Source organism: Roseibium sp. SCP14, from assembly GCF_040329475.1.
GTDB lineage: Bacteria > Pseudomonadota > Alphaproteobacteria > Rhizobiales > Stappiaceae > Roseibium.
Map to the genome: position 1 here is coordinate 1 of NZ_JBDZYH010000003.1, position 12249 is coordinate 12249.

Sequence of the window (12249 nt, forward strand, 5' to 3'; positions counted from 1 at the left end):
GACGGCAACGACACGCTGGACGGCGGCGAGGGTTCCGACACGTACGAGTTTGGTCTTTACGACGACTTCGACACGTATCAGGACAGCGGCACGGGCGCGTCCGACGTCGACACGATCAAAGCAACGCATTCAAGCGCGGCGATCGGCATCAATGGCGACTTTTCGCATTCCGCGAGCGGTATCGAGGTGATCGATGCTGACGGCGGTGCGAATGTTCGAGTCCTTGGAACGTCGTCGGCGAACAACCTTGACTTCAGCGACGTTCAGTTGATCAATGGTGTTCGTGTCGACGCGGCAGCTGGCAACGATACGGTCACGACGTCCCAGGTCACCAGCGACACAGTGTTCTACAAGGGTGGAAGCGGTGTTGACACGCTGCGCATTGCCTTGACACTGGATCAGGCGGCGGATGCGACTCTCATCGCACAAATTGATGCTCTTGTTCCTGGTCCGGGCGTCAATGGCGTCGTGAGCGCCGGCGGCCTGTCGTTCTCGGCAGAAGGGTTCGAGAACATCGTCAAGGGCGTGACGGTCGGTGACAGTTTCCTTCCGTTCGACAATGTGCTGATTGGCACGCCTTCGAACGACGTCCTGGATGTCGAAGCCCATGCGGGCGGACCAACGAGCGAATCTTATCTGATCCTTGGCCGAGCTGGTTCCGACGTCATCAACGGCAGCAATGGCGATGACATCATCGTTGGCGAAGAAGGCAATGACACGCTGAACGGCGGCGATGGCAACGACACGTTCCTCGTCGCGGCAGGCGATGGCGACGACATGTTCGACGGCGGCGCTGGAACCGACCGTGTTGTGGCCACCGAGAATGGTGTTGAAATCGGTCTGCGCAACAACTTCGCCGCCGGTGCGGTCGAAGAGATCAGCGCAAATGGCTTCGACAATGTCGAGGTTCACGGCAACTGGCAGAACAACACGCTTGATTTCTCCCAGACCACATTGACCGACATCGATGCGATCGACGGTGAGGGTGGCAGCGACACCATTACGGGAACGTCGCAGGCCGACACAATCATCGGCGGTGAAGGCAACGACACGCTGAACGGTGGCGATGGTGATGACACATTCGAGGTTGGCCTGAACCACGGCGACGACATGTTTGACGGCGGTGCCGGTACCGACCGTGTTGTGGCCACCGAGAATGGTGTTGAAATCGGCCTGCGCAACAACTTCACCGCCGGTGCGGTCGAAGAGATCAGCGCAAATGGCTTCGACAATGTCGAGGTTCATGGCAACTGGCAGAACAACACGCTTGATTTCTCCCAGACCACGCTGACCGACATTGACGCAATCGACGGCGAGGGTGGCAGCGACACCATTACGGGAACGTCGCAGGCCGACACAATCATCGGCGGTGAAGGCAACGACACGCTGAACGGCGGCGATGGTGACGACACATTCGAGGTTGGCCTGAACCACGGCGACGACATGTTCGACGGCGGTGCCGGTACCGACCGTGTTGTGGCCACCGAGAATGGTGTTGAAATCGGCCTGCGCAACAACTTCACCGCCGGTGCGGTCGAAGAGATCAGCGCAAATGGCTTCGACAATGTCGAAGTTCATGGCAACTGGCAGAACAACACGCTTGATTTCTCCCAGACCACGCTGACCGACATCGATGCGATCGACGGCGAGGGTGGCAGCGACACCATTACGGGAACGTCGCAGGCCGACACAATCATCGGCGGTGAAGGCAACGACACGCTGAACGGCGGCGATGGTGACGACACATTCGAGGTTGGCCTGAACCACGGCGACGACATGTTTGACGGCGGTGCCGGTACCGACAGTGTTGTGGCCACCGCGCACGATGTCGAAATCGGTCTGCGCAACAACTTCGCGGCCGGTGCGGTCGAGGAGATCAGCGGCAACGGTTTCGACAATGTCGAGGTTCATGGCAACTGGCAGAACAACACGCTTGATTTCTCGCAGACCACGTTGACCGACATTGACGCAATCGACGGCGAGGGTGGCAACGACACCATTGTCGGCTCCGGAGGCGGCGATACGATCCGCGGCGGCACGGGTAACGACAGCATTGATGGCGGTGCGGGAGATGATACCGTTGAATGGAGCGTCGGAGACGGCAGGGATGTGGTTGACGGCGGCACAGAAGATACCGCCGGTGACACTTTCTCGGTAACCGGTGACGGCACTGCAGAGGCCTACGGCATCTACAGCCAGGCAGAAGCCGCCGCACAGCTCTCCTATGCCGGTGGTGCCGAGATAGTGATTACCCGGAACGGGACGATCATCGCGGAGCTCTCCGAGATTGAGGAAATCGTGATTGACGGTGCCGGTGGTGGTGACACGTTCACGACACACGGCAGTTTCACCGGCACCAATCTCTCAACTTCGACAATCACCGTTGAGGGAACAAGTGCCGACGATACCGTGGATGTGTCCGAGCTGGCGTCTGCACACAGGGTTGTCTTCCATGCCAATGGCGGCAATGACCGTGTGCTGAATGCCCGTAGCCAGGACCTCATCGATATCACCGATCAGACGATCACCGCTGTCGAGGATCTGGGTGGTGGAGAGTATCGCGTCGAGCTTGACGGCGGCGCGACCATTACGTTCTCCGGCACACCGACCTTCGTCGAGCATGCGGATACCGATGAGCAGGAGGTGGTGAACCTTCTTCCGATCGCGAAAGATGATGCCGTTTCGGGCGACGAAGATCAGGCGGGCGGTATCACCGGCAATGTCCTTGATGACAATGGCTCGGGTGCCGATTTCGACCTGGATAATGGCACGCTGAGTGTTGTTGCCGAAACTAAGGCGACTGCGAACGGAAGTGTCTCAATTCTGGCGAACGGTGATTTCACCTATACGCCGAATGGTGACTACAACGGCACCGATACGTTTGACTACACTGTCAGCGACGGACAGGGCGGCTCTGGCACCGCTTCGGTCACGGTAACGGTCGCTCCGGTGAATGATCCTGCAGCAGTCACTGGTCAGGATACCGGGTCTGTTACAGAAGACAGTGTATTGACGGCGTCCGGCAACTTGAACCACACGGATGTCGACCACGACAATGACGTCTGGCAGGAAGTTGTCAACGAAACGGCTAGCGACAATGGGTACGGAACCTTCACGCTCACCAGCGATGGCCAATGGACCTATACTTTGTCCAATGATCATGCGGCTGTTCAGGCGCTGAATGACGGACAAACACTCACCGACAGTTTCGAAGTTCTGACGGAAGACGGGACTTCGGAGACAGTTTCAGTGACGATCAATGGAACCGATGATGGAAACGCACCAACTCATGTCAGTATCGAAGGAAGCTGGGAGGATTACTACTACAGCTATAGATCTAGTCGTTTTGGCGGTAGTAGAGAAACCCTTGAAATTACCGAGCAATCCTCTCTTAGTGAAAATGTACTGATCCAAGATGGTGTCGAAAGCGAAGATGTCGTAGATTATAACTACTATACTAGTTATAGCAGTAGATTTTATAGAGACGGCAGTCGTCGCGACATTAACTTGGATGTTGACGTTGATCGGGTTGATGCGTCTGATCCGAATAGTGGCTTCTTTGTTGTGGTTGATGCCTCTTCCGCCACAGGTTCCAGTTGGTGGTATGGAGGAGGATACACTTTCTCAAACACATCCCTAAACTGGGATGAAACGACGCTAACCATCACATTTACGGACGAGTTCGGAAACAAGGCAGATGCACTTAAAGTAGTTTCTGTGACCAATAGTAGCTCGCGACTTTATGATAACAGTTCTGAATTCTCAGGAGACATCGAGATCGTTAACGGTCACGTACTGAACATCGATCTCTCGCAATCCTCTTGGGTATCGGGGGGACAGCTAATCATTGAGTTAGGCTACGATTCTGGTCTTTCCGATCCTATAGTCTTCGACCTGAACGGCGACGGTGTGGACTTGTCCGCGACTACAGCCTTCGACATCGATGCCGATGGCGACAAAGACCAGATCGGTTGGACCGGTCCGGACGACGGGTTGCTGGTCATGGATCTTGACGGATCCGGCGCCATTGAGGACGGTTCCGAAGTCTTCTCCGAGGTTTTCAACGGTGGTTCCTACGCAAATTCACTCGAAGCATTGGCATCGCTGGATGACAATGGCGACGGTGTGATCGATGCACAGGATGCAGCCTACGGCGAGATCAAGGTCTGGCAGGACGCTAATTCCGACGGCATCACGCAGGACGGTGAGCTGCAGACCCTCATCGAGCGGGGCATCGAGGCGATCAACCTTGAAGCAGCCGCGGTCAACCAGACCGTCGACGGCAACACGGTCTTCGCCGAAGGCAGCTACACAAAGGATGACGGCAGCACCGGCACCTATGTAGGTGTGACCTTCGGTGCCGCAAATGACGACAGTGATGACACGACGCGTCAATCCGCTGCCATGGCGGCGGGGATCGCACTTGTTGTCTATGCGGCTTCGTCCGAAGAGGTGGCTGCGGGGCTTTCGAGTGTAAAACTCGGCGGCGCGCTGCCGCTCAACGGTGACGTCACGATTGCTGACGACTTCACGGTTACCTACACGGCTGTTGCCGGGTTTGAAGGCAATGAAGTGGTGGAGCTTCAACTGGTCTTCGCTGACGGCTCTATCGTCACCCGCTTCGTGGAGCTTGAGGTCCTTGCAGACGAAGCGAGTGTCACCGGGTCTTCGACAGGCACTGATACCGGTTCCACCGCAGTGGAAGCGGATGATACAGACGGAACCGGTTCCGATGTTGAGCCGTCGGTTGGTGAGGAAGCAACCATCAAGGTCAGTGGATCGGTCATTGTCGGCGATGATGGCAACAATGTCCTTGTCGGTACGGATGGTGACGACTTGCTGGCTGGTGGTCTCGGAGCCGATACACTGACTGGCGGTGACGGCGCGGATACGTTCGTCCTGAACTCCCTCGCGGAAGCGGACATCATCACCGACTACAACTTCGGTGACGGTGACAAGATCGACCTGGGCGAACTCCTGGATGCCGCCTTCAAGTCCGGCGAAGTGGCGGGAGATCTCGTACGGGCAACCGAAAATGCCGACGGCAGCGTCAGGGTCGAAGTCGACCGGGATGGCGCGGGTGACGGGCATGACTGGCAGGAAGCTGCCACTCTGCAGGATCATGCGTCCATGGGAGACACCATCCGCGTGGTGATGGACAATGACGGCACTGAGGTGAATGTCTCTGTCGCCTAAGGTGGTGTCCGGAAGAGAAACAGGAAAGGCGGGTTCAACGACCCGCCTTTTTCATTTTGGTTCATCCGACAGAAAGATACCCTGCCGACCGGCTACGCATCACGTGATGGCGAGACGGTTGCCAAGGCTGGTTGTCAGCGGGAATGCGTTGTTCGCTGTCTTCGCAGAAGTGTTGCGCCTGAAAGGCCCACGATTGCTGAGGCCAGCCCTGCAAGGATCGCCAGCAGCCGGGTTCTTTCGGGGATTTCCGACACTGCAGCGTTGTGAGCCGCAAAGGCAGAAGAGGTGCTCGAAGTAACTTCAGCGCCGTCGGTCCCCTGCGGCAGAAGAACGTTCATTGTGCTTTCCGGCAGGTAGCCGGCAAGCAGACCATCGGTCTTGTTGAAGTCCTCAAAATCCGGAACTGCTGCTTCCAGCCTGGGATTTTCCGCAGTTGCGGAAGAGGTGGCGGGGTTTTCGGCAACGAGCAATTCGGTTCCATCGGCGGCTTCAAGCGCAATGCGGGCCAGGCCGGTCTCTTCGCTGGCCGCGTCCAGAACAGTCTGGAGATAGGATTTCAGTTCCTGGGCATCCACACTGTCGGGCTGCTCGGCGACAATCGCAAGATATTCCGGGATCAGTGGTAGCGAGGCAAGCTCTTCCAGACGAAGACGTGGCACGGTCAGCTGCGCATTGCTGAGAGCTTCGACGAGGCGCTCCCGTTCCAGAGAAGCCATAGCGCTCTGTTTCTCAAGAGCGGTCTTCTGATCTATTGCCAAGGCAAATCCGCCGGCAGCAATTCCGGCCCCGAGAAGACAGCCCCCGAGCGCCAGACAGAGGGCAGGGGAAATCCCGGAAGACTTTCGAATCACAGCACTTTGAGGTTCATTTGCCATGAAAGTGCCTATACCACGCCCCCCGGATCTGGGGGAGGGTGAAAAGGTCTTTTGCGCATGATACCGAGCAAAAGTGCCGTAGCGCGTAACGGCAATTTCGGACTATCGGGTCGCCGACTTCAAGCGCGCCGCCAGGCGGACGGGGGTGCCTGCTTTCGGGTTGTGTGACCATTCCCCGGCAGCATTTACCGAATAGAGCGCCTGATAATGCGGCAGGTCGCGTTCGAAGCGGATGCGGGAAAACCGGTTGTCCAGAATGAGCCATTTGCCATTGTGGCGCACGGAAAGCACCGCGTGATACTGGCGGGCCGCAGTATCGCGCAAGACGACGATCCGCATATCCTCGTCTTCGACACCCAGGTCTCGAAGCAGCGCATATTTCAGTATTGCGTAGTCTTCGCAGTCACCCGCGCGTCGCTGGAGCGTTTCAACCGGGCTCGCCCAGTACTCACCTGTCTTCCAGAGCCGGATGTCTTCCCGATAGGCCAACAACCGGTTGACCATGTAGTTGACCTTCGGGATCTGAAGACCGCGGCGCTTTGAACCGACCTGGTCCAGAATAGCGGAATAGGCGCGAAAATCATGACGGCTGCCACCAGCGTCCAGGCTGCCGGACTGCAACTCACCCAGGGCGCGTTGCCAGCGTTTGGTGACCGGTGTCAGGGAAACGGACTTGCCCCTGGAACCGAACAGGAAGGTCGGCTTCAGATCCGTTCTTTTGCCCTGTGTCTGCGGTTCGACAACTTTCGCCGGCTTGGTGAGTGGTGTCATCCGGATTGCGGACAGTGTCACGGGTTTGGCAACAGGCGAGATTGTGTCCAGTGCGAAATGAAGTTCGGCCGCCAGGTTTTCGGTGCGGGCGGTTGCAAGCAGAGAAGCCTGAACCAACTCCTGAACATCATCGACGCCGGGCAAGGGGTCTTCTGCATATGCGGTCGAGATCGCTGCCTGCATGGCAAATGCGCACAAAAACGCCTGCCAGGTTGCCGGCACACCTTTCCCGTTCGCTGCCGGTGTTACCGGCGCGGTTGCACTCTGTTCCATCTGCCGATCGCCTCATTTTATTGTCGAGACGTCAGCGCTCCCTGAGTGCTTCGTCCCGTACTTTCTTGATCGGCTTTAAGATGTAATCCAGAACCGTTTTCTCACCGGTTAATATATCTATTGATGCCACCATTCCTGGTATTATTGGTAAAGGATCGGTATCTGAACCAAGATAATTTTTATCTGTTCTTATCATGACCCGGAAAAAACGATTACCTTCCTCATCTTCCGTCGTGTCTGCGCTGATGCGCTCCAGATTGCCCTCAAGCCCGCCATACACGGAAAAATCGTAAGCGGTTATCTTGACTTGTGCCTTCTGGCCGGGGTGAAGGAATGCGACATCCTTCGGCCGGATCTGCGCTTCGATAAGGAGCGTGTCTTCGAGCGGGACAATTTCCACCAGATCGGCCGCCGGTTGCACGACCGCGCCGATTGTCGTGATGTTCAGCTTGTTGACGATACCCTTGACAGGGGACACCAGCTCGGTCCGGCGCACGCGATCGGCCGCGCCCTTCATGCTTTCGTTAATGACCGCCAGTTCACCACGCGCTTCCGCCAGCTGCTGCCGGGCTTCCGAAACGAAGGTTGAAATGGCATTGCGGGACCGCTCTTTGGCCTCTTCCTTTGCCGCCAGTGATCGCTGCACGGAAGCCTTGGTGATCTGGAGCTCGCCTTCGCTTTCCTTCAACTGGCGCTGCAGACGCAGGAATTCGATTTCCGGCAGAACCTTGCGTTCATAAAGTTTCCGGTTGATCTCAACCTCGCGCTTCATGATTTCGATGACTGCATCAAGTTTCGTCTCTTTGGCCAGAAGCTCCTGATACTCCTGCTCGCGCTGCGAAGACTGATTGCGCAAGACGCTCAATTCGTTGTCCAGGCTGGCCTTCTTGTCGCGGTAGACGTTATCTTCCTCTTCGATGAGCTCCGGAACCGCCTTTGTCAGAACCTCCGGAAATTCCAGCGGACGCTGGTCGGCTTCTGAATCAAGACGGGAGATACGCGCCATGAGAGCCCATCGCCGTTGCCGGATTTCGCCAAGCTGCGAAGAGAAAGTCGTATCATCGATCTCAATGAGCGGCTGGCCTTCCTCAACGATATCGCCCTCTTGAACGAAGATCTTTTCAACAATGCCCCGATCCGGGGCCTGAACCACCTGAATTTGCCGGGAGGGGATCACACGGCCATCACCACGAGTGACCTCTTCCAGCGTCGCGAAATAGGCCCAGGCGAGCCCGACGACAAAGAGCACAAGGCCGATGCGGACCACGTTGGTCGTGTATCTCGGCGGTTTGGTCTGAATGATATCCCGAATGTCGTTGGCGTAATTCCAATCACCTGAACTCATGACGGGCTACCTTCCGGTTTCTGGTGATTTGCGGCGTTCACGGCGCCCAGTTCCTGCAGCTTCTTCAGAACCTCCTGCCGGGGACCATCCAGTGCGAGCTTGCCGAAATCCAACGTGATCAGCCGATCCGTCAGCTCAACAAGGCTCATCCGGTGCGTGCTGATAATGACCGTCGTATCCGGGCTGTTGTACTCCTTCAGCCTGGCGATCAACCGGCGTTCGGAGGCAAGGTCGAGATGACTGGAGGGTTCGTCCAGAAACAGGACGCGAGGTTTTCTGAGCAGAATTCTTGCAAGGGCCACCGCCTGTTTCTGGCCGCCGGAAAGGAACCTGCCACCTTCGCCGACCTGCAGGTCGTAGCCGAGAGGGTTATGGGCGATGAATTCTTCTACCCCTGCGATACGTGCGGCTTCGATGAGCGCGTCGTCGTCGGCGAACGGATCACCGGCGCTGATGTTCTCCCTGACGGTTCCGCTGAAGAGTACGTTGTCCTGGGACAGAAAGCCGACATTGGCCCTCAGATCCGCCGGATCGAATTGACGTGTATCGGTCCCATCGATGAGAACCGTGCCGTTTGACGGGTAATAAAGACCAGAGGTGAGCCTTCCGATTGTGCTTTTCCCGGAGCCGACCCGTCCGATCAACCCCACCGTTTCTCCTGGAGCCACCTTGAAGGAGATGTTCTTCAGACTGTCATCTTCGGCGTCGGGATAGCGGAAGCTAACACCCTTGAATTCGACGGATCCTGAAGCAATCCTCTTGTTGATGTAGGTTCGCCCGGGTTTGCGCTCCGTTTCGGTCGTCATGACCTCGTTCAGGATCTTGAACGAATGCATGGTCTGGCGAAGACGCGTCAGGGTATTTGCGACGTTGGCAAGCGGCGCCAGGACCCTGCCGGACAGCATCATGGCCGCGATCAGCGCGCCCATGGTTATGTCGCCGCTGGTTATCAGATAGACACCCCAGACAACGATGCCGATCGAGACCGACGCCTGGACAAGTCCTGTTCCCGATTGCGCAATCAGGGCCCAGAAACGTCCCTTCATGATTGCCGCACTGCTGGCCGCGACAGAACGTTCCCATTTGGTTTGCATTCTGCCTTCGGCATTCAGTGCGCGGACGGTGTCCAGATTGGCGATGCTTTCAACCAGTATGGAGTGCCGGATGGCACTTTCCTTGTGCGACTTCTCGATTGCACCCGACAGAGGGGCCTGAACGAACAGACTTATCGCCAGAACGATCGGAATAGCGATCAGAGGGACAATTGCAATCGGTCCAACCAGAAGGAAAAGTACCGCCACAAAAATGCCGATGAAGAACAGGTCGATTATGGAAACCAGAGACGAAGAAGTGATGAACTCGCGGACGTTCTCAAACTCGCGAATGTGGTTTGCGAATTGTCCTGAACTCACCGGTCTCTTTTCGAAGTCAATCGCAAGCGCATGGGCAAAGATCTTGCTGGCCAGTTCATTGTCGGCCTGCTTTCCGGCCACATTGATGATCTGACCGCGGGCGATCTTCAGAACGAAGTCGAAGACAAGGGTCAGGATGACGCCAATTGCCAGTGCCCAAAGTGTTGGAATCGCGAAGTTGGGAACGACGCGATCATAGACGTTCATTGTGAAAAGCGGTGAGGCGAGGGCAAGAAGATTGATCAGAAGTGCTGCCAAGGCGACGTGAACATAGTCTCGCCAATAGTTGGATATGGTGCTCCAGAACCAATGATCATGTGCATGCAGTTCGCGCTCGCTTTTTCCGCTCGAATCGACCGTAGGCTGAAAGAAGATCGCGTATCTACTGTACTCGTTCTGAAATTCACTTAACGGTCGACGAATGGTGTCCGGAGAAACGGCTGGAGACACGAATTCGACAGTTCCGGCCTCCCTGTTGAGACCGGTAAGCACCAGCATGTCGGAAGACTTGGTAACAACAATGCAGGGAAGAGCAGCCAGGGGGATTGCGTCCAGCAATTTCTGGTCAGGCAGGACTTTCAGTCCGCAGTTGCGCGCTGCTCTTCCGAGAATGCCGACGGTGAGTTGTTGCTGAGACTGCGGCAAGCCATTCCAGATGACCGAGTCGGTCACATGGTACCCGTGGACACGGGCAATGTATTTCAGGGCTTCGGCAAGCGGGTCTTTTTCGACCGGAGACGGACTTGCTGTTTCGGCAATGGTCTTCTGGTCAGTGTCCTGGTGCAGCATATCGGGCGTTGGCTCTAAGGCTGTGTCACCGCTTGGTTTGAAGCCGTCGCCGGAAATTCAACCACTTTGAACGGATCGTGTCCGTTCCGGGCAAAATGTCCGTACGCGCGTATCCAGCCGCGGTGTACTTGTCTCACTTGTCGGTTTGCCGAAAATCCGGCAAACCTTATCCTGCCCGGAAATTGTTAGAATTTACGTAACGGTTCAATACCGAAACCGCCGTTCTGCGGGAATATCGAAGCGTTTTCCCGCTGACCGTCAGAGGCTTCTGCTGGCGGCGTAACGTTCAGATAAGCGAGCAGGTCGCCGGAAGTTGCTCTCAACTGATAAGTGGAGAACGCATAGACGGCGCGGGACGAAATCAATTCGATTTCACTGTTGAACAAGGCGTTTTCAGCGTTCAGGACGTCGAGAAGCGTACGCTGACCGATGTCGTATTCCTGCCGGTAGCCTTCAACGACCTGGCGGTTTGCGGCCAGCTGCTCGCGCAATGCCTTGATGCGGTCCGTTGTTGTCGTTACGGAAGCGTAGGAACGCTCGATGCCTTCCTTCAATTCTCGGCGAACGCGATCAACTCGAATCTGCGTCTCGACAAACCGTTCGCCATATTCGTTGGTCAATGCCGCATCCCTGCCACCGTTGAACAGGTTCCAGGAAAAGACGACCTTTCCCGAATACTCATTGTTGCGGCCTTCGATGCCGCCAAGGTCATCCCCGACGGTTGCCTGTCCCCGAAGTGCGACTTCCGGCATGAAGTTGCCCTGTGTGGACTTGTATTCAAACTCGGCAGCGTCCGCATCGGCCATCGCCGCCCGTACCGACGGGTGCGTTTGGACGGCAACATCAACAAGCTTCTTCACGGACCCCGGGGGCAGTGAAGCCGGCTTTGCAGGAGCCAGTGATTTGGGCTCCTGACCGACTACGCGTTCGTATTTCGCAATTGTATCGAGCAGCGACTTCTGCACTTCGGTCACGATAACCTCGGCCGCCGCAACCCGTTCCCGTGCCTGGGAAAGGTCGGCTGCACCTGTTTCTCCGCCTTCGAAACGCTGCTGAACGTCCGAGTAGATCCGGCGGTGTTTGGTCACATTCATTCGTGCTTTTGAAAGGATCGCCGTGTGACGCAGGACGTCAATGTAGGATTCGACCGCATCCAGAGCCGTTGCTTCCGAGCGCTCCATCACGCGAAGAGCCGCACCGTCGACGCGGGCGCTCTGGCGATAGACCTCGTTTACGGAGGTGAAGCCGTCGAACAGGAGCTGCTCGACCGTTACCGTGAATTCCTTTGAGGTACGCCATTCGTCGTTTTCGTTGGCGGTGAAGGAATTCGGTCTGTCCAGACGCTCGGGCCCGATGGAAGCAGAAACATCCAATGTCGGCAAGAACGCGCCTTGGGAGCGACGATATTCATAGTCGCGCGCACGCCTGTTGGCGGCCGATTCCAGAACATCCGGATTTGTCGATACCGCTTCTTGAACAACTTGCCTGAGATCGGCTGCGAAAGAAAAATCTGCAAAGCAAACACTCAACAAGAGTGCAGGAATAATACGCATAGCCCACGACGCCACTGAAATGATAAGTCGGCCGG

Annotated in this window: 6 protein-coding genes; 1 reads left to right on the forward strand and 5 read right to left on the reverse strand. The window is 56.6% G+C overall.

Annotated elements, in window-relative coordinates; genetic code table 11:
* On the forward strand, positions 1–5196 hold a 5196-nt coding region (locus tag ABLQ08_RS12665), incomplete at its 5' end, for a beta strand repeat-containing protein (RefSeq protein ID WP_352942634.1).
* Between the two features lie 134 nt (positions 5197–5330).
* Here the strand turns inward: ABLQ08_RS12665 and ABLQ08_RS12670 are convergent.
* The 5 genes from ABLQ08_RS12670 to ABLQ08_RS12690 form a co-directional block, all read right to left on the reverse strand.
* Positions 5331–6071, reverse strand: coding sequence for a hypothetical protein (locus ABLQ08_RS12670; protein ID WP_352942637.1), 741 nt, complete (start codon positions 6069–6071; stop codon positions 5331–5333).
* Positions 6072–6173: 102 nt separating this feature from the next.
* Positions 6174–7115, reverse strand: a complete 942-nt coding sequence (locus ABLQ08_RS12675; RefSeq protein WP_352942639.1) for a transglutaminase-like cysteine peptidase — start codon at positions 7113–7115, stop codon at positions 6174–6176.
* A gap of 31 nt (positions 7116–7146) precedes the next feature.
* Positions 7147–8460 carry an HlyD family type I secretion periplasmic adaptor subunit gene (locus tag ABLQ08_RS12680; RefSeq protein WP_352942642.1) on the reverse strand — a complete coding sequence of 438 codons (1314 nt, stop codon included), beginning with the start codon at positions 8458–8460 and terminating at the stop codon, positions 7147–7149.
* On the reverse strand, positions 8457–10661 hold the full coding sequence (locus ABLQ08_RS12685; RefSeq protein ID WP_352942644.1) for a type I secretion system permease/ATPase: 2205 nt from the start codon (positions 10659–10661) through the stop codon (positions 8457–8459). The genes ABLQ08_RS12680 and ABLQ08_RS12685 overlap by 4 nt, the downstream gene beginning before the upstream one ends.
* Positions 10662–10846: 185 nt before the next feature.
* Positions 10847–12214 (reverse strand): TolC family outer membrane protein, encoded by a 1368-nt coding sequence (locus tag ABLQ08_RS12690; protein ID WP_352942647.1) that lies wholly within the window; start codon positions 12212–12214, stop codon positions 10847–10849.
* Positions 12215–12249: the final 35 nt, after the last annotated feature.